This is a genomic window from Methylobacterium sp. Leaf108, from assembly GCF_001423265.1.
Lineage (GTDB): Bacteria > Pseudomonadota > Alphaproteobacteria > Rhizobiales > Beijerinckiaceae > Methylobacterium.
On the sequence record NZ_LMND01000001.1, the window covers coordinates 639,937 to 657,262 of the forward strand.

The following is a 17,326-nucleotide window of genomic DNA, read 5'->3' on the forward strand; positions in this document are numbered from 1 at the left end:
CAGGTGCCGTGCGGGCTCGGTAATACGGTTCACGATCGATCTAAGCGAAAACCGTATCACACCACCAGGTTCACGATCCGGCCCGGCACCACGATGACCTTGCGCGGCGTGCGGCCCTCCAAGGCCTTCAGGACCGCCTCGACGGCCAGCACGAGCGCCTCGACCGCCGTGGCGTCAGCGCCCGCCGGCACGGTGACGTCCGCCCGCTTCTTGCCGTTGATCTGGACGGGCAGGGTGATCTCGTCCTCCACCAGCAGCGCGCGGTCCACCACCGGCCAGGGCGCCTGCGCCGCCAGGCCCTCGCCGCCGAGCGCCGACCAGCATTCTTCGGCCAGATGCGGCATCATCGGGGCCACGAGCTGCACCAGGATGCCCGCCGCCTCCCGGGCCGCAGCCTGGGAGATCCCGCTCTTCAGGGCTTCCTCCAGCGCGTTGGCCAGGGTGTAGATATGGGCGACGCAGCGGTTGAAGCGCAGGCGCTCGACATCCTCTTCCACCGCCGCCAGGGCCTTGTGGGCGGCCTTGCGCAGGATGGCGTCGGCCGGGCCAGCGGCGCCCGCGATAACGGCCGCCTGCGAGACGAGGCGCCAGACCTTCTGCACGAAGCGACCGGCGCCCTGCACCCCGTCCTCGGTCCAGATCACGTCGCGCTCAGGGGGCGAATCCGAGAGCATGAACCAGCGCGCGGTGTCGGCACCATAGCTGGCAATGATGTCGTCGGGGTCGACCACGTTCTTCTTCGACTTCGACATCTTCTCGATGGCGCCGATGGCCACCGGCGCCGATGTTTTCACGTGAAACGCCTTGCGCTCCCCGTCGAGCGTCTCGAAGCGGATGTCGGCCGGCGGCACCCAGGCCCCGGCCTCGTCCTTGTAGGTCTCGTGGACGACCATGCCTTGCGTGAACAGCCCGTCGAAGGGCTCCGACACGCCGGACCAGCCGGTGGCCTGCATCGCCCGCATGAAGAAGCGGGCATAGAGCAGGTGTAGGATCGCGTGCTCGATGCCGCCGATGTACTGGTCCACCGGCAGCCAGCGGTCGACCTGCGCCCGGTCGGTGGGGGCGTCCGCCAGCCAGGGGGCGGTGAAGCGGGCGTAGTACCAGGACGAATCGACGAAGGTGTCCATGGTGTCGGTCTCGCGCCGGGCCGCCGCGCCGCAGCGGGGGCAGGGCACGTTGCGCCAGGCGTGGTCGCGCTCCAGCGGGTTGCCGGGCACGTCGAACGAGACCTCCTCGGGCAGGGTCACCGGCAGGTCGGCCACCGGCACGCCGACCGGGCCGCAGGCCTCGCAATGGACGATCGGAATCGGGCAACCCCAGTAGCGCTGGCGCGAGACGCCCCAGTCGCGCAGGCGGAACTGCACCTTTCGCGATGCGACGCCCTGCGCCTCGAGGCGGTCGGCCACGGCCTTGAAGGCGTCGCCGGTGCTCATGCCGTCGAGGAAGGCCGAGTTGATCATCCGGCCGTCGCCGTCGAACGCCGTGTCGGTGATCACGAAGCTGGCGGCGTCCTGTCCCTCGGGGCAGACCACCGGCGTGTTGCCGAGCCCGTATTTGTTGGCGAAGTCGAGGTCGCGCTGGTCGTGGGCCGGGCAGCCGAACACGGCGCCGGTGCCGTAGTCCATCAGCACGAAGTTGGCGACGTAGACCGGCAGCAGCCAGGACGGGTCGAGGGGGTGGCGGACCTTGAGCCCGGTGTCGAACCCGAGCTTTTCGGCGGTGTCGATGGCGGCCTGGGCGGTGCCGGTGCGGCGGCACTGCTCGATGAACGCCTGCAAGTCGGGCGCGCCGGCGGCGACCGCCGCCGCGATCGGATGATCCGCCGCAACCGCCAGGAATTTGGCGCCGAACAGGGTGTCGGGGCGGGTGGTGTAGACCAGGATGCCGCCGTCGCGGCCGTCGAGGTCGAACCGGACCTCCAGCCCCTCGGAGCGGCCGATCCAGTTCTTCTGCATCACCCGGACCTTCTCGGGCCACCGCTCCAGCCCGTCGAGGGCGTCGTAGAGGTCCTGCGCGAAGTCGGTGATCTTGAAGAACCACTGCGTCAGCTCGCGGCTCTCGACCAGCGCGCCCGAGCGCCAGCCGCGCCCGTCGATCACCTGCTCGTTGGCCAGCACCGTGTGGTCGACCGGGTCCCAGTTCACCTTGGCCGTGCGGCGCGTCACCAGCCCCTTGTCGAGGAAGTCGAGGAACATGCGCTGCTGGTGCTTGTAATAGCCGGGCTCGCAGGTGGCGATCTCGCGGCTCCAGTCGAGGGACAGGCCCATCGCCTGCAACTGGGCGCGCATGCTGGCGATATTGGCCAGCGTCCAGTCGCGCGGGTTCACGCCCCGCTCCATCGCCGCGTTCTCGGCCGGCAGGCCGAAGGCGTCCCAGCCCATCGGGTGCAGCACGTTGAAGCCGCGCGCGCGCTTGTAGCGGGCCACCACGTCGCCCATGGCGTAGTTGCGCACGTGGCCCATGTGGATGCGCCCGGACGGGTAGGGGAACATCTCGAGCACGTAATAGGTCGGGCGCGGGTCGTCGTTGCGGGTCCGGTCGATCCCGGCTTGCGCCCAGGCCGCCTGCCAGCGCGGCTCGGCGTCCTTGGCGTTGTAGCGCTCGGGCGGGGCGGGGACGGTCGGGGGAGCGGTCATCGAGACTCGGGCGCCAAGGCGTTGGGAGGGCATGATCGGGGGCGGGATGTCGCGCCGGACTAGCACGGAAGGCCGGGGGGTCAACACGCCGGTGCCGGCGGGGCGCGTCTCGGCACCGGAAACGGCCTCCCGCCGTCGATCCCACCCCGTGCGGCCTCGTCCCGAAGCGGAGCGAACGCCGCTTCGCCGAAAGGGCCCCCGACCTCGATCCGCGTTCCCGCCCCTTCTGTCGAAGGTCTAGGCGTCCCTGGACGAGGTCGCGGGGATCACGCCAACTCGCGCACGGCGAGGCAGCCGGGCGGGAACGAGGCCTTGAGCCGGGGGATGTCCGGGGCGAGGTCCCACAGCCGCGCCTCGGCGTAGCGCACGAGGGTGGTGCCGTCGGCATCCCTGGCGCCGTGGAAGCAGGATTCCAGGGTGAGCGCCAGGGTCGGGTTGGGCGGGTGCAGCCGCAGGCGCATGTCGATCTCGATGGCGAGGCTGTCGAGGGCGGAATCGGCGAAGGCGGCCAGATTGTGCGTCAGGACATCGACCTCGGACCCGTCGAGGGTGAGGAGCAGGCAGATCCGGGCCGCCGCCTGGGTGCAGGCGGCCACCGGCGCGTTGCGCAGGAGGCTCAGGCAGAAGCGCGGGATGCGGGCGTTGGGATAGGCCCACTGCCGTCCCTCGGGCACGCCGCGCAGGAAGACCGCGTCGAGCGGCCGGGCCAGGGACGGGCTGGCGATGCGCCGTTCGGCCCGCCCGTCGGTGCGGAAATGCAGGAGCGGGTTGGCGCCGGCCCTGGCCACGTCGGGATAGCGGGCGAGATAGGCCACCGTGCTGAAGGCCGGGCTCGGATCGAAGCCGGCCTTCACCCCGAGGCTCATGTAGTGCCGCACCGGATCGAGGGCGGTGGGCCCGCTCTGGTCGCGGTAGTAGGCGGTGTCGAAATCCGCGCTCGGGTTGCGGTCGGCCGCAGCACCCGACCGGACGAAATGCAGGTACGGGTCGAGGCCCGAGGCGACGACGTCCTGATAGGTGCGCTCGTAGAACACCGCATCGAACAACCTCGGCACCGGGCCGAGGGTGGCCCGCCGATAGGCGGCGGTGACGAGGCGGATGGCGCGCCGGCGGAGCGAGGCGTCGGTCGTGTGTGGCTCGGTCTTACGGGAGTCGGTCTTAAGGGAGTCGGTCATGCGAATGTCGGCGCCTCGCAGAGCCGTCTCAGGAGGGTGGCGTAGGGGGCGGGCGCGCAGTCGATGCGCAGGCGCTCGAGGCCGGCCCGCTGCACGGCCTCCCAGGTGGCGCGGTCCTCGTGCAGGTGGACCAGGGCATCGGCGAACCCCTCCGGGTCGCGCCAATCGCGCACGCGGTAGCCGGTGCCCTCCGGCCAGCCGATCTGGTCCGCGAGGATCGGCGTGACCACCCCCGGCAGGCCGCGCGAGACCGCCTCGTGGACCTTGTGCGGGATGCCGGCGGCAAAGCGCGTCGGGGCCACCGAGACCCGGGCGGCATCGAACAGCGGGCCGGGATCGGCCACCCGGCCGTGCACGGTCACGCCCGGCCGGGCCAGACGCTCGGCCACGGCGGGCGCCACCTGCCCGACCACGTCGAAACGGGCCTCGGGCAGCCGGCGGCGCAGGCGCGGCCAGACCGCGTCGAGAAGCCAGACCAGGGAATCGACGTTGGGCTCGTGGGCGAAGGCCAGGGACCCGATGAACAGGAATCCGTGCCGCCCCGCGAACCCGGGCGGGTCGGGGCGCGGCGCCAGGGCGTGCCCGAGCACGGCGGCATTGGCGCGTCCGTAGCGGGCGACGAGGCCGGCCTCGGCCTGCGAGACGCAGACGACGTGATCGGCGCGAGGAAAGTTGCGGGTCTCGCGCCTCGCCTCGCGGGCGAGAGTCGCGGCGTTGGCGGCCTCGCCGTTCAAGGCGGCGGTGACGAAGGCGCGCACGGCGAACAGCGCCTCCGAATCGAAGATCACCCGCGAGCGTCCGACCCGGCGCAGGGTCAAGCCGAGGTCGTCGACGATCTGGCACACGAGGTCGATGTTGGCCGGGCGGCTGACCCAGAGCACGTCGTAATAGTCCGGCCGCTCCTGGATCAGCTTGGCGATCCCCTCGGGGCCGCAGGGGTCGATGACCTCGATGCGGGTGGAGAGGTCGCGGCGGCGGGCGGCCGGCTCCTCGCCCGTGCCGAACACCGAGCAGAAGGTCACCGCGTAGCCGAGGTCGGCCATGGCGTTGAGCACGCCGTTGGCCCGGGGCAGGCCGGCCCCGAGGTCCTGGTGCGGGGTGAAGTCGTCGACCACCAGCACGCGCAGGGCGAAGGCGTCCTGGTCGCGGCCGCCGAACCCCCGGCGCTGCGGGCCCTGCTCGAACAGCCAGGCCCCGTGCCGCTCGCGGAACAGGGCGCGGTTGCGGTCGAGCAGGCGTTCGACGTCCTCGCGCCGGGGCGAGGTGGCGTTCTCGACGTGGATGGCGGTGGCGCGGGGCTGGTAGACGACCCGCCGGCCCTTCTGCAGGACCCGCACGCACAGATCGGTGTCCTCGAAATAGGCCGGCGCATAGCGGTCGTCGAAGCCGCCGAGTTCCTCGAACAGCGCCCGCTCGATCAGCAGCACCGCCCCGGAGACGTAGCCGACGTCGCGCGCGAACCCGGCCTCGGCGGCGAAGGGATCGGTCCAGCCGCGACCGTAGGGATGGGTGACCTGCTCGTCGTCGCGAAAATTCGCGCCGGCCTCCTGCAGGATGCCTCCGGGGAAGACGAGGCGTGCGCCGACGATGCCGACCTCGTCGAACTCCTCGAGGGTGTCGACCAGCGCCTTCATCGCCCCCGGCATCAGGTCGATGTCGGGGTTGAGGAACAGGATGTGGGGGGCCCGCGCCAGCGCCGCCCCGGCGTTGCAGGCCGGCCCGAAGCCGACGTTCTCGGCGTTCTGCACCACGCGCGCACCGTCGAGGCGGGAGAACAGCGTGCGCGTCTCGGCATCCGAGGCGTTGTCGACGACGATCACCTCGAAGGCGACCCCGGCGAGGTCCTGCTGCGCGGCGAGGCGGTAGAGGGTCAGCGCCAGGAGCGGGCCGGCCCCGTGCGAGACGATCACCACGCTGACCCGGGGCGCGGCGACATCGCGAAAGCCGATGCGCACGTCGTTGAGCGCCAGGTGGTTCCAGATCAGCGCGGCCTCGACGAGGGCGACGCGGCGGCCGGCGGCGGGATCGACGGTGTCGATGGTGATGGTCATGGCGGGCTTCCGGGCCCGTTGGGGCCGGCGAGGTCAAGCACGCCGATCATGTCATCGGTAAGGACGAGAATGCGGTCGCCGGGGACGGCCTGGGACAGGTCGTGGTCGAGGCGCAGGGTGGCGGGCACCGGGGTCAGCTCGTCGCGGCGCCGGGCGGTGAAGGCAGCGCCCCATCCGGCCGCCGTCTCGGCGAAGGCCGCCCCCATGCGCTCGCCGGCCGACAGCCCGGCCCGGTCGACGGCGAAGACCGCGGCTTCGCGCGGTGCCGTCAGGAAATGGCTCGGGACCACGGTGGCGAGGAGGAGCATGCCGTCGCAGATGCCGACGAGACGGGCCTGTGCCCGCCAGTCCGGCTCCGCCTGCGACAGCAGCAGGGCGAGATCCTCGCGCACGGCCCGCGGCAGCGCCCGGTCGCGGACCCATTCGGGGGAAAGGGCGAGGCGGCGCTCGCAAAAGCCGGCGTCGGAAAGAGCGGCCGCGGTCCGGGGTGCCGTCGCATCGGCGGCCGTCGCGAACCAGCGCCGGCGAGAGGGCGAATAGGCACGGGCGGCGGCATCCGCTCCGGCCGGCACGCGCTCGGTGGCGACGAGGCGGCCGTGGTCGGGATGCTCGCGCAGGGCCGAATCGAGGGAGTCCAGGCCGCTGAGCACCACCGTCCCGAACCGCTGGACCGCCACGGGCTCCGGGGCGGGATCGGCCGGCGGGGCCGGCGGCGGCGGGACGGGTTCGGCGGAGGCCGGCTTCGGCTCCCCGCCGGAGAACATCGCGGCGTAGGGTCTCGTCACGCGATCGGTCATGTCGCCGGCCTTGGCGAGCCAGCCCCGGAGCCGGGTCCGCTCGGGCACCGGCCCGTCGCGGGACGGCGCCCGCCAGTCGCGGATCATCGCCACGAGGTCCGTCTCGGCGGCCTCGGCGCGGGCATTGTAGGTGGCGAAGAGGTCGGCGCAGGCCCGGGCCAGGACCGCGAGGCCGGCCGCGTCCCCGGCGAGGGACAGAACCTGCGCCTTGACGTCCTCCGCCCCCTCGCAGCGATGGGCCGGCACCAGCGGATCGAACCCCTCGAAGCCGACCACGGTGCCCACCACCGGCACACCGAAGGACAGGGCCTCGGCCACCTTCATCTTGAGGCCGGTGCCCATCAGCATCGGCGCCACCACGAGGTCGACCTCCTCGTAGAAGGCCGCGACCGAGGGGACGTAGCCGGCCAGGCGAACCCCGGCCGGGACGGGCCCGGCGAAGCTCGCGCAGATCTCGCCCGCGATCACGAGTTCCGGGCGCGCTGGCGTCCAGCCCTCGGCCCAGGCCTCGACGAAGCGGGTGATCGAGACGCGGTTGGGATCGTTGCCGTGGCCGATGAAGCCGATCCGCGCCAGGCGCGACGGGGTGCGGAAGGGAGCTTCGACGAGGAAGCGCGGCGGCAGCAGGTGCACCCGGCTCGCGGTCAGGGCGCGGAAGTGGGCGGCCTCTTCGGACTGGATCGCCAGCACGATGTCGGCGCGGTCGAGGCCGATCGTCTCGTTGGCGGTATCGGTGTAGAAGAAGTTCGGCTCGGCCCGGAACGGGCGGTATTGCCGCTGCCGGTCGGCGAAGCGGTCGTGGGTGTCGATCAGCGTGAGGACGCCGGGCGGGACGGCGGCGAGCGCGCGCGACAGGAACACGTAGTTGACGAGGACGGTACGGGTCTCGGGGTGGGCCGCCAGGTACCAGGCGACGAAATCGCCGACCGCCTCGGGGCACCAGTCGTCGATGCCGAAGCAGCGCGCACGCGTCTTGAGGGGGATGGTCTCGTCCGCCTCGATCAGGAAGCTGCGCTGGAACGACGCCGCCGTGGCCACCATGTCGGTGGGCGGATGCTGGCCGAACCGCCGGTAGATCTGGTCCTCGTGGGCGACGTAGGCGAGGTCCACGGCAAAGCCGGCCCGCTGCAGGGACTGGCAGGTGGTCACGAGGCGGCGGCGGTTGCCCGCGCTCGTGGGGAAGGGCGGCATCGGCGCCAGGACGAGGATCGTGTCCGCACTCATCGCGGGGCGGGGGCCGCCACGATGCGGGCGGTGGAAAAGCCCGCCTCCGTGAGGAGGATCGCCCGGTCGGGCCGCGTGCGGCACGGCCGCCCCCAGACGGTGTCCAGGGTCAGATCGGTGCGGACGTCGCCGCCCGGCCGCACCCGCGCTGAGGCGACCCGGGCACAGGACAGATCGCCGTCCCCACGCAGGAGGAGGTAGTTCGGCACCGAAAAGCCCGCCAGCGTCACCGTCGAGGCGCCCTCGCCCGACACGGTCAGTTCCGGGGCCGTCTCCGGCACCGGCAGGGCGTCGATCACCGGCCGCAGCATCGGCAGGAGCTTCGATAGCGGCCCCACCGTTTCGGGCACGATCGCCGAGAGGACGGCCACGCACAGCGCCTCGCGCTCGACGGCGGTGAGGGCCTGGGCGGTGCCGGAGCGGGGAACGGCGATGGCGAGATCGTGGAAATGCGTCGCCAGCGCCAGTTCGCCGGCCTCGCGCAGGGCGGTGGCGGCATCGGGACCGGCCAGGACCAGGAGCGCCACCGGTGCCTGCCCCCCGCTCCCGGCCTCGCCCATGCCGGCGAAGGTCCAAGTCACGAGGTCGAGGCCGCCGGGCGCCAGCACCGCCAGCGGGATCGGCAGCGAGGTCGAGACGGGATAGCGGCACACCACGACGTGATCGGTGATCGGCCAGATCTCACCGCCGACACGGCGTGCGGCCTGCGCCGCGGGTTCGGCGAGGCTCGTCATGCATCATCCTCGCGCTGTGCGACGGAACGCCGGGAGATATCGGCGACATCGGCCAGCCGCTTGCACGACCGGGCGGCGCCCCGTCAACCACCTTGGCTCGCGGGCGACTAGGCGTGCCGACCGCAAGGCACACGGGCGGCGGCGTCCGTCCGCTCAGCCGGCCCGCTCGAGGAGGAGATCGGTGGTGGCGGAGACGACGCGGTTGCGCCCGGCCACCTTGGCTTCGTAGACGGCGATGTCGGCCCGCTTGATCATGCCCTCGACGGTGTCGCCCTCCGACCATTCGCTGACGCCGAAGCTGCAGGTGACGCGGATGGGTGTCTTGGCGCCCCGCAGCCGCAGGGACTCGATGACGAGGCGCAGGCGGCCGGCGGCGGCTTCGGCCTCGGCCAGGGTCTTGTTGGGCAGCACGATGGCGAATTCCTCGCCGCCCAGGCGCCCGACGATGCCGTCGGCGGCCAGTTCGCGGGCGACGCTCTGCAGGGCGGTGTCGCCGACGTCGTGGCCGTGCTCGTCGTTGATGCGCTTGAAGAAGTCGATATCGGCGATGATGGCGCTCATTCGGCCGTGGTTGCCGACGCGCTCGGCCGCCTCGTGGACGCGCTTGAGGAAGGCTCGGCGGTTGAGGAGGCTGGTGAGGGGATCGGTGTCGGCGAGCCGGATCAGTTCGCTCTGCATGGTGGTGAGGCGCTCGGCGGCGCGCAGGCGGGCGTGGAGTTCCTCGGCGCCCGGCGGCTTCTCGATGAAGTCGTCGGCCCCGCTGTCCAGCGCCTCGGCCAGATTGCGCGCGTTGCGGGCCGAGGACATGGTGATGACGTAGAGCGGGCGGTTGGCCTCGGCCAGGAGGCGGGCCGACCAGCACAATTCGAGCCCGCTCAGGGGCCGGACCTCGAGGCTGGTGATGAGCACGCGCACCGAGGCGGTCTGGGTGACGTAATCGAGCGCCTCGGCGGAGTTCGTGAACACGCCGACCGTGTGACCGTGCGGTTCCAGCAACCCGGCGACGATCTTGAGCACGACGCGGCTGGAATCGACGATGACGATGTGCATGGCGTCCGGATCTGTCCGAGGGAGACGATTCCCTCTCAGACTAACCGCAACACCTTAATGGGTTGCCAAATCCGCCCGACGACGGTCCCGATGCAGCCCCAATCAGCGCCGGGGCACCGAGACCGAGATCACGCGCGCGCCGCCGCCGTATCCACGACGGGCATCGTATGCGACGCCCGGACGGCTCGTACGGTCGTCGCCGGCAAGGCCGCTCCTGCGGGCGGGCGCATCGATGACGTAGACGGTGGGGACACCGGCGGGCGCGGCACGGATTCCGCTCGCGGTGGGAATGCCGTAGGTGCCGTAGCCCCAGGCGGGCGGAACGATGTCGCTGGGGGACGGAAACCGGGTGAGGGGGGCGCCGATGTAGTCGCCCCGGATCGCCGGCTCAGCGAATCCATGGCCGTAGGACGGGCCGTAGACGACCGAGCGGGAGCCGCCGTAATAGCCCTGCGCCGACACGCTGGCAGTGGCGCTGGCCAGGACCAGAACCGAACCGAGCGCCCTTAGCGACATCCGTTGCGACCACCTCATACGCCGTACTCCTGCCCGCGCGGTAAGGATTGCTTAACCCAATCCATGAACCCTGCGAGGGAGAGAGTCGTTCCAAACGGCACCATAGCGCCAGGGGCGAAGACTGCGTAGGCGAACGTGGTGGGACGGGCTTCGCGGTGGGACGACGCCAGGTCGGCGGACGAAAACGGCCGGCTCAGCGGCAGGTGGTGACGCGGCGCACGATCCAGCCTTCGCCATCGACCCAGAGGCGGCGGCGGGCACGGCTGCAATTGGCGGCGTCGTCACCGGTATCGGGCGAGAGCGCCGGCTGGGTGTCGGCGCTCGACACCTGGGCGACCTTGGTGGTGACCGCCTCGGAGGCGGCCGTGGCGGGCTGAACGCCGGCCAGGGCAAACGCCATAGCGACGCCCGCCGCGAGGGCGGCCAGGCTCGTGTTCTTCGCGCTCATGATCTTCTCGTCCGCCTGCCTTGACCTGGAAACACCGCATTCGGCGCTCCGGCGATGACCCGGCCCGTCACCGGCTCCAGATCGTCCCGACCGTCGGACAAGTAAAGCGCGAAAACCGTATTCAGTTGCAGAACGAACGCGGTTACCGGCGATAAATATCGCGCCGCGTGCGGCACGACACCGGATGCCTGTTATCGCGGCACCGAAACCGGGGTCCGGGGGGTGCCGTCGTGGCCGGCGGTGACGCTCAGCATGGGCAGGACGACGGCGATCTGAAGCGCATCGGTGGTGCCGATCGGCGCGGTCGCCACCCATGCGCCGAGCCCGAGGGCGAGGGACAGCGCCAGGAGCGACGCCTCGACGCCGCGATAGAAACCGTCCATCCGAACTCTCCCCGCGCGGCCCCGGCCCTGACGTCGCGCCACCGGAGAGTCTAGTCGGGGAGGGTTAAGAGGAACCCCACCGACCCGTGCGATGCCGAGGCCGCAGGAACCCACGGTTTCAGCCGAAGGAGACGGCGTCAGGCCTGGCCCATCGTGGCCATCTGGGCGAGATCCTGCGACGGCGGTTGCAGCAGGGCGGCGGCGAGCTGGGCTTCGAGCACCACGAGATCGCCGTCCGGGTCCGGCTCCCAGCCGCAGGCGCAACCGCCGGGGCCGTCGTGAGCCTGCGCCATCTGGCGGTAGAGGGTCCCGATCGTGCGGGCGGCCACCTGCAGGGCGTCCATCGGCGGCAAGGGACCGCGATGCAGCACGGTCCAGAACGCCCGCCGGATCGCCTCGTCGAGGTCGGCCCGGGTCGCGGCGGCGGCGGCACACGGCCGATTCACGCGATCAGCGGCCATGGCGGACCTCCCGCGCGGGCGCCAGCGCGGGGTCGGCGCCGTCGCGGTCGATGAACCCGGCGAGGCGGTGGAGGCGCAGGTCGAGGCAGGAGCCGTCCCACCACGCGATCTGCCCCCACTGACGGATCGTCGTCAGCACCCGTTCCACCATTCCGGCCTCCGTCGATCACCCGTTCCGGCGACCTGAATGAAGACCGATCACAGCAAGATCAAGCAGCGATCGCAATATTGGAATTCCTATAGATTGTAATGCTTATATCGTCGACTGGCGTCGATCGAGAACGATTCCACTCTACCCATAAAATACCTTGCGGCCCTCCACATTCGAAGCGCGGAGCCACGGCGCGCACGAAAAAGGCCGGACCGGACGAGGTGTCCGATCCGGCCGGTGGCAGGGCCGACCCGGTGACGATGGATCTCAGTCGATGAGCTTGTCCACGGTGATGGGCAGATCGCGGATGCGCTTGCCGGTGGCGTGGAACACCGCATTGGCGATGGCGGCGGCCGTGCCGACGATGCCGATCTCGCCCAGGCCCTTCACGCCCATCGGATTGGCCTTGTCCTCCTCCTCGACGAAGATCACGTCGAGGTTCTGGATGTCGGCGTTCACCGGTACGTGATACTCGCCAAGGTTGTGGTTCATGAACCGGCCGATGGTGTGGTCGAGCATCGACTCCTCTTCGAGGGCCGAGCCGATACCCATGACGACGCCGCCCAGGATCTGGCTGCGTGCGGTCTTGGGATTGATGATCTTGCCCGCCGCGATGGCCGAGACCACGCGGGTCACCCGCACCTGGCCGAGGTCCTCGTCGATCTTCACCTCCACGAAGATCGCCGAGTGGGTATAGGCCGCGAACTCCTTGGCGTGGCCGGAGTCCGGCCCGGCGGACTCGGTCGCCTCGACCTTGTCGACGGCACCCGCCGTCATGGCGTCGACGAGCGAGACGCTGCGCGACGGGTCCCCGGCCACCGCGATGCGGCCGCCCTCGAAGACCACGCGGTCGAAGTCGACGTTGGCCAGCGGCGAGTCGTCCATGGCGCGGGCCATGGCGAAGACGTCGGCGGCGATCTTGCGGCAGGCCTTCATCACGGCGGTGCCGGACGAGGCGGCGGTCCAGGAGCCGCCGGCCACGGGCGCCTCGGCCAGATCGGTGTCGCCGAGCTTGGTCGTGACGTCCTCCATCGGCAGGCCCAGCACTTCGGCGGCGATCTGCGTCAGGATGGTGTAGGTGCCGGTGCCGATGTCGCCGGTGGAGTTGCCGACCACGAGCTTGCCGTCCGAGGTCAGGGTCGCCTGGGCGCTCGACTGCTGCATCAGGGCTTCCCACACGCCGGTGGCCATGCCCCAGCCCACCAGCTCGCGCCCCTCCGTCATGGAGCGCGGCTTCGGGTTGCGCCGCTCCCAGCCGAAGCGCTCGGCCCCTTGCGCGTAGCAGGCGCGCAGGGCCTTGGAGCCGAACGGCTTGCCCTCGGTGCGGTCGCGCTCGGAATAATTGGCCAGGCGCAGCGCCACCGGGTCCTGGCCGGTGGCATAGGCCAGCTTGTCCATGGCGATCTCGAGGGCGAGGACGCCGGTCACCGCGCCGGGCGCGCGCATGTCGGCCGGCGTGTAGGTGTCGATCTGCGCGAGCTTGTAGCTCAAGGCGACGTTGTCGCAATCGTAGAGGATGGCCGACCAGTTGACGACGACCTCCTGGTAATCCTCGAAGCGCGAGGTGCCCGAGAGGGCGTCGTGGCGCAGCGACTGGAGATTGCCGGCGGCATCGGCCCCGAGGCTGACGCGCTGGCGCACGTCGGGGCGGTAGCCGAAGGTGAACATCTGGTCGCGGGTCAGGGTCACGCGCACCGAGCGTTCGAGGTCGCGCGCGGCCATCACGGCGAGGAAGAGCTGGTATTGCGGGCGCAGGCCGATGCCGAAGCCGCCGCCGAGGTAGGGATTGAGCACCCGCACCTCGTCTTTCTTCATCCCGAACACCGCCGCGATGTAGCCCTGGCTGTTCGAGACGCCTTGGATCTTGTCGTAGACGGTGATGCGCCCGTTACCGTCCCAGACCACGGTGGAGGCGTGCGGCTCCATCGGGTTGTGGTGCTCGACGGCGAGGCGGTAATCGTTGGAGAGCTTCACCGGCGCGGCCTCGTAGGCCGCCGTCGCGTCACCCCAGGGCTGGGGCGGCGGCTTGATCCCGGCGCGCTTCTTTGGCGGGTCGTAGGCGAATTCGGCCTGGGCATCGACGTCGGTGGCCGGCACCTCGGCGGCATAGGCGACCTTCACCAGCGAGGCGGCATGGCGGGCGGTCTCGAAGTCCTCCGCCACCACCAGGGCGACCGGCTGGCCGCTGTAGTGGATCACGTCGTCGTAGAGCGCCCGGAACGGCGAGCCGGGGGGCGCCACCGCGTCGCGGTAGTTGTAGTCGAGCCAGGCCGTGCGCGGCCGGTTCTCGTGGGTGAAGACCTTGATGACGCCGGGCACCGCCTCGGCCTCGGCCGTCTCGATGGCGGTGATCCTGCCCTTGGCGATGCCGCCGGAGACGACGTAGCCGTGGGCGAGGTCGGGGGCGGCGAACTCGCCGGCGTATTTGGCAAGGCCCGTGACCTTGGCCGGACCGTCGACGCGGCTGTGGGCGGTGCCGACGTAGCGGTCGGTGCCGGTGGAGCTGATGGTGGTGACCATGAGGCTGTGACCTTTACGCGATGCGCTTGTCGGAGATCGACTGGGGCGTGCCGGCGGCGGCCTGGGAGAGGCCGCGCACGATGGCGCGTCGCGCGAGTTCGACCTTGAAGGCGTTGCCCGACTGGGGCTCGGCCTCGGCGACGACGATGGCGGCGGCGGCCTCGAAGGTCTCCGCCGTCGCCGGCTTGCCCCGGAGCGAGGCTTCGGCTTGCGGGTTGCGCCAGGGCTTGTGGGCGACGCCGCCCAGAGCGAAGCGGCCCGCCCGGATGGTATCGCCGTCGAGATCGAGCACGGCCGCCACCGACACGAGCGCGAAGGCGTAGGAGAGCCGGTCGCGCAGCTTGAGGTAGGTGTAATGCGAGGCCGCATCCTGCTCCGGCAGATCCACCGAAAGGACGATCTCGTCGGGTGCCAGGGTGGTGTCGATGTGGGGCGTGTCGCCCGGCAGACGGTGGTAGTCGGCGAACGGGATGCTGCGCTCGCCGCCGGGGCCGGCCACCCGCACCACGGCGTCGAGGGCGGCCAACGCCACGCACATGTCGGACGGGTGCGTGGCGATGCAGGCGTCGCTGGCCCCGAAGATCGCGTGGATGCGGTTGACGCCGCCGATGGCCGGGCAGCCGCTGCCGGGCTCGCGCTTGTTGCAGGGCGTCGCCTCGTCGTAGAAATAATAGCAGCGGGTGCGCTGGTTGAGGTTGCCGCCGGTGGTGGCCGCGTTGCGCAATTGGCCCGACGCACCGGCCAGGATCGCGTTGGCCAGGACGGGGTAGCGCGCCACGATGCGCGCATCGTAGGCGGCCGTGGCGTTGGTGACGAGGGCGCCGAGGCGAAGCCCGCCCTCGTGCTCCTCGATGGCATCCAGCGGCAGGCGAGTGATGTCGACGAGGCGTCCTGGCCGCTCGACGTTGTACTTCATCAGGTCGACGAGGTTGGTGCCCCCGGCGATGAAGCGGCCGCCGCCGGCCACGGCCTGCAAGGCCTCGGCCACGGTGCCGGCGCGGACGTAGTCGAAGCGGTTCATCGGGCGGCTCCCGACTGCATCACGTCCTCGATGGCGTCGACGATGTTGGTGTAGGCGCCGCAGCGGCAGATGTTGCCGCTCATCGCCTCGCGGATCTCGTCCCGCGACCGGGCATGGCCTTCCGCGATCATCCCGGCCGCGGAGCAGATCTGGCCGGGGGTGCAATAGCCGCACTGGAAGGCGTCGTGCTCGACGAAGGCGGCCTGGAGCGGGTGCAGGGTGCCGGCTTCGGTCAGGCCCTCGATGGTGGTGACGGTGGCGCCGTCCTTCATCACGGCCAGCGCCAGGCACGAATTGATGCGCTTGCCGTCCACCAGCACCGTGCAGGCACCGCACTGGCCGTGATCGCAACCCTTCTTGGTACCGGTCAGATCGAGCCGTTCGCGCAGCAGATCGAGCAGCGTCGTCCAGGGGGCGACCTCGAGGGTGCGGACCTCGCCGTTGATCGTCAGGCTGATGCCGACGGTCTCCATGGCCCGGGGTGAGCCGCTGTCGATGAGCATGGGCGATCCGCTGTTTGCTTCGGTCGGATGGTCTGCGCGCGACAAGCGGGCGGACCGGGGTCGTGCGGCGGGGCCCGGTGGCGGGCCGCTCGGCGCAGTCGATAACAGTTCCAGTCTGCGCCCTGTTCCCCCGGGCCGGACGGGGCCACGGTTTACGGCCGGCCCCGGCCTCGGCTACGCCTTCTCGAAACGCACCCCGATCAGGATCCCGCCATGGCCGCGCTCGACCCCGTGCTCAACGACATCGACCACGATCTCGACAACGCCCTCGCGCGGCTGTTCTCGTTCCTGCGCATCCCCTCGATCTCCACCGATCCGGCCTATGCCGGCCATTGCCGCGAGGCCGCCGCCTGGCTGGAGGGCACCCTCGCGGCGATCGGCTTCGAGACCGGCATCCACGAGACCAGCCTGCACCCGGTGGTGCTGGCGCATGCGCCCAAGCCCGGGAAGCCGCACGTGCTGTTCTACGGGCATTACGACGTGCAGCCGGTGGACCCGCTGTCCTTATGGGAGACGCCGCCGTTCGAGCCGCGCATCGCCACCGATGCCGCGGGCGAGAAGCGGATCGTCGCGCGGGGCGCCTCCGACGACAAGGGCCAGGTGATGACCTTCGTCGAGGCCTGCCGCGCCTGGAAGGCGATGGAGGGGGAGCTGCCCTGCGGCGTCACCATCCTGATCGAGGGTGCCGAGGAGAACGGCTCGCAGGGCCTGCCCGAATGGGTGGCGGCGAACCGGGACAAGCTGGCCGCCGACATCGTGCTCGTGTGCGACACCTGCATGTGGAATCCCACGACGCCGGCGATCACCACGTCGCTGCGCGGGCTCGCCTATTTCGAGGTCAAGGTCACCTGCGCCGACCGCGACCTGCATTCGGGCTTCTTCGGCGGGGCCGCCGCGAACCCGATCCACGTGCTCGCCAGGATCATCGCCGACCTGCACGACACCGAGGGCCGGGTGACGCTGCCGGGGTTCTACGAGGGCGTGCGCGAGACCCCGCCCGAGATCCTCGAGCAGTGGCGCGGCCTCGACCTCAGCCCGGAGACGTTCCTGGGGCCGATCGGCCTGAGCCAGCCGTCCGGCGAGCGCGGGCGCATGCTGATCGAGCAGATCCAGTCGCGCCCGGCCTGCGACGCCAACGGCATCATCGGCGGCTACACGGGCGAGGGCACCAAGACGGTGATCGCATCCCAGGCCAGCGCCAAGGTCTCGTTCCGCCTCGTGGACGACCAGGACCCGGAGGTGCTGGCGACCACCTTCGAGGCGTTCGTGCGGGAGCGCATCCCCGCCGACTGCTCGGTGGAGGTGGTCTGCTACAAGGGCTCGCGGGCCATCAGCCTGCCGTTCGACATGCCGGAACTCGACATCGCCAAGGCGGCACTGGCCGCGGAATGGGGGGTGGCCCCCGTCACCATCGGCGCGGGCGGCTCGATCCCGATCGTCGGCGACTTCAAGCGCCTGCTCGACCGCAACACCCTGCTCATCGGCTTCGGCCTCGACGACGACCGCATCCATTCGCCCAACGAGAAGTACGACCTGCGCAGTTTTCACAAGGGCACGCGCTCGTGGGCGCGAATCCTGGGGGCCTTCGGGGGACTCTGAAACCCTCCCCCCGCGGAGCGACCGTATTCGCACATCCCCGAACGCCGTCCTGGCTCG

General features: G+C 70.9%; 15 protein-coding genes. 1 reads left to right on the forward strand and 14 read right to left on the reverse strand.

Going from position 1 to position 17,326, the window contains the following annotated elements:
* Window positions 1–56 precede the first annotated feature (56 nt).
* The 14 genes from leuS to ASF39_RS03045 all read right to left on the reverse strand — a co-directional run bounded on the left by leuS (window position 57) and on the right by ASF39_RS03045 (window position 15,670).
* Entirely contained in the window at window positions 57–2,636 is a 2,580-nt protein-coding gene (gene leuS / locus ASF39_RS02985; RefSeq protein WP_056280924.1) for a leucine--tRNA ligase, read from the reverse strand.
* Window positions 2,637–2,902: 266 nt separating this feature from the next.
* Window positions 2,903–3,811, reverse strand: a complete 909-nt coding sequence (locus tag ASF39_RS02990; RefSeq protein ID WP_056280925.1) for a hypothetical protein — start codon at window positions 3,809–3,811, stop codon at window positions 2,903–2,905.
* Window positions 3,808–5,862 (reverse strand): glycosyltransferase, encoded by a 2,055-nt coding sequence (locus ASF39_RS02995; RefSeq protein WP_055880914.1) that lies wholly within the window; start codon window positions 5,860–5,862, stop codon window positions 3,808–3,810. The genes ASF39_RS02990 and ASF39_RS02995 overlap by 4 nt, the downstream gene beginning before the upstream one ends.
* Entirely contained in the window at window positions 5,859–7,883 is a 2,025-nt protein-coding gene (locus ASF39_RS03000) for a glycosyltransferase family 4 protein (RefSeq protein WP_056280927.1), read from the reverse strand. The genes ASF39_RS02995 and ASF39_RS03000 overlap by 4 nt, the downstream gene beginning before the upstream one ends.
* Complete coding sequence (locus ASF39_RS03005; RefSeq protein ID WP_056280929.1) at window positions 7,880–8,617, reverse strand: hypothetical protein; 738 nt, start codon at window positions 8,615–8,617, stop codon at window positions 7,880–7,882. Before ASF39_RS03005 ends, ASF39_RS03000 begins: the two co-directional genes overlap by 4 nt.
* Window positions 8,618–8,770: 153 nt before the next feature.
* Entirely contained in the window at window positions 8,771–9,667 is an 897-nt protein-coding gene (locus ASF39_RS03010) for a diguanylate cyclase (protein ID WP_056280931.1), read from the reverse strand.
* A gap of 102 nt (window positions 9,668–9,769) precedes the next feature.
* Window positions 9,770–10,183, reverse strand: coding sequence for a hypothetical protein (locus tag ASF39_RS03015; RefSeq protein ID WP_056280934.1), 414 nt, complete (start codon window positions 10,181–10,183; stop codon window positions 9,770–9,772).
* A gap of 193 nt (window positions 10,184–10,376) precedes the next feature.
* Window positions 10,377–10,631, reverse strand: a complete 255-nt coding sequence (locus tag ASF39_RS03020; protein WP_082494307.1) for a hypothetical protein — start codon at window positions 10,629–10,631, stop codon at window positions 10,377–10,379.
* A 191-nt stretch (window positions 10,632–10,822) separates the two neighbouring features.
* A complete protein-coding gene (locus ASF39_RS03025) occupies window positions 10,823–11,014 on the reverse strand; it encodes a hypothetical protein (protein WP_056280936.1) in 192 nt (63 codons plus the stop codon).
* A 137-nt stretch (window positions 11,015–11,151) separates the two neighbouring features.
* The gene (locus ASF39_RS03030; RefSeq protein ID WP_055880893.1) at window positions 11,152–11,475 is read right to left on the reverse strand and encodes a hypothetical protein; all 324 of its coding nucleotides are present in this window, start codon (window positions 11,473–11,475) and stop codon (window positions 11,152–11,154) included.
* Window positions 11,465–11,626, reverse strand: a complete 162-nt coding sequence (locus tag ASF39_RS20940; RefSeq protein ID WP_156387536.1) for a hypothetical protein — start codon at window positions 11,624–11,626, stop codon at window positions 11,465–11,467. The genes ASF39_RS03030 and ASF39_RS20940 overlap by 11 nt, the downstream gene beginning before the upstream one ends.
* A 267-nt stretch (window positions 11,627–11,893) precedes the next feature.
* The gene (locus tag ASF39_RS03035; RefSeq protein ID WP_056280938.1) at window positions 11,894–14,146 is read right to left on the reverse strand and encodes a xanthine dehydrogenase family protein molybdopterin-binding subunit; all 2,253 of its coding nucleotides are present in this window, start codon (window positions 14,144–14,146) and stop codon (window positions 11,894–11,896) included.
* A 13-nt stretch (window positions 14,147–14,159) separates the two neighbouring features.
* Window positions 14,160–15,167, reverse strand: a complete 1,008-nt coding sequence (locus ASF39_RS03040) for a xanthine dehydrogenase family protein subunit M (protein WP_056280939.1) — start codon at window positions 15,165–15,167, stop codon at window positions 14,160–14,162.
* The gene (locus ASF39_RS03045; protein ID WP_055880882.1) at window positions 15,164–15,670 is read right to left on the reverse strand and encodes a (2Fe-2S)-binding protein; all 507 of its coding nucleotides are present in this window, start codon (window positions 15,668–15,670) and stop codon (window positions 15,164–15,166) included. The genes ASF39_RS03040 and ASF39_RS03045 overlap by 4 nt, the downstream gene beginning before the upstream one ends.
* A gap of 213 nt (window positions 15,671–15,883) precedes the next feature.
* On the opposite strand from ASF39_RS03045, the gene ASF39_RS03050 reads away from it, so the two are divergent.
* A complete protein-coding gene (locus ASF39_RS03050) occupies window positions 15,884–17,269 on the forward strand; it encodes a M20/M25/M40 family metallo-hydrolase (protein WP_056280941.1) in 1,386 nt (461 codons plus the stop codon).
* Window positions 17,270–17,326 lie beyond the last annotated feature (57 nt).

Bases quoted from the DNA above. Each gene is read 5' to 3' on its own strand.
- ASF39_RS20940 (WP_156387536.1), bottom strand. From the start codon at position 11,626: ATGGTGGAACGGGTGCTGACGACGATCCGTCAGTGGGGGCAGATCGCG.
- ASF39_RS03000 (WP_056280927.1), bottom strand. From the start codon at position 7,883: ATGAGTGCGGACACGATCCTCGTCCTGGCGCCGATGCCGCCCTTCCCC.
- ASF39_RS03015 (WP_056280934.1), bottom strand. From the start codon at position 10,183: ATGTCGCTAAGGGCGCTCGGTTCGGTTCTGGTCCTGGCCAGCGCCACT.
- ASF39_RS03045 (WP_055880882.1), bottom strand. From the start codon at position 15,670: ATGCTCATCGACAGCGGCTCACCCCGGGCCATGGAGACCGTCGGCATC.
- ASF39_RS03025 (WP_056280936.1), bottom strand. From the start codon at position 11,014: ATGGACGGTTTCTATCGCGGCGTCGAGGCGTCGCTCCTGGCGCTGTCC.
- leuS (WP_056280924.1), bottom strand. From the start codon at position 2,636: ATGACCGCTCCCCCGACCGTCCCCGCCCCGCCCGAGCGCTACAACGCC.
- ASF39_RS03050 (WP_056280941.1), top strand. From the start codon at position 15,884: ATGGCCGCGCTCGACCCCGTGCTCAACGACATCGACCACGATCTCGAC.
- ASF39_RS03005 (WP_056280929.1), bottom strand. From the start codon at position 8,617: ATGACGAGCCTCGCCGAACCCGCGGCGCAGGCCGCACGCCGTGTCGGC.
- ASF39_RS03040 (WP_056280939.1), bottom strand. From the start codon at position 15,167: ATGAACCGCTTCGACTACGTCCGCGCCGGCACCGTGGCCGAGGCCTTG.
- ASF39_RS02990 (WP_056280925.1), bottom strand. From the start codon at position 3,811: ATGACCGACTCCCTTAAGACCGACTCCCGTAAGACCGAGCCACACACG.
- ASF39_RS03030 (WP_055880893.1), bottom strand. From the start codon at position 11,475: ATGGCCGCTGATCGCGTGAATCGGCCGTGTGCCGCCGCCGCCGCGACC.
- ASF39_RS03010 (WP_056280931.1), bottom strand. From the start codon at position 9,667: ATGCACATCGTCATCGTCGATTCCAGCCGCGTCGTGCTCAAGATCGTC.
- ASF39_RS02995 (WP_055880914.1), bottom strand. From the start codon at position 5,862: ATGACCATCACCATCGACACCGTCGATCCCGCCGCCGGCCGCCGCGTC.
- ASF39_RS03035 (WP_056280938.1), bottom strand. From the start codon at position 14,146: ATGGTCACCACCATCAGCTCCACCGGCACCGACCGCTACGTCGGCACC.
- ASF39_RS03020 (WP_082494307.1), bottom strand. From the start codon at position 10,631: ATGAGCGCGAAGAACACGAGCCTGGCCGCCCTCGCGGCGGGCGTCGCT.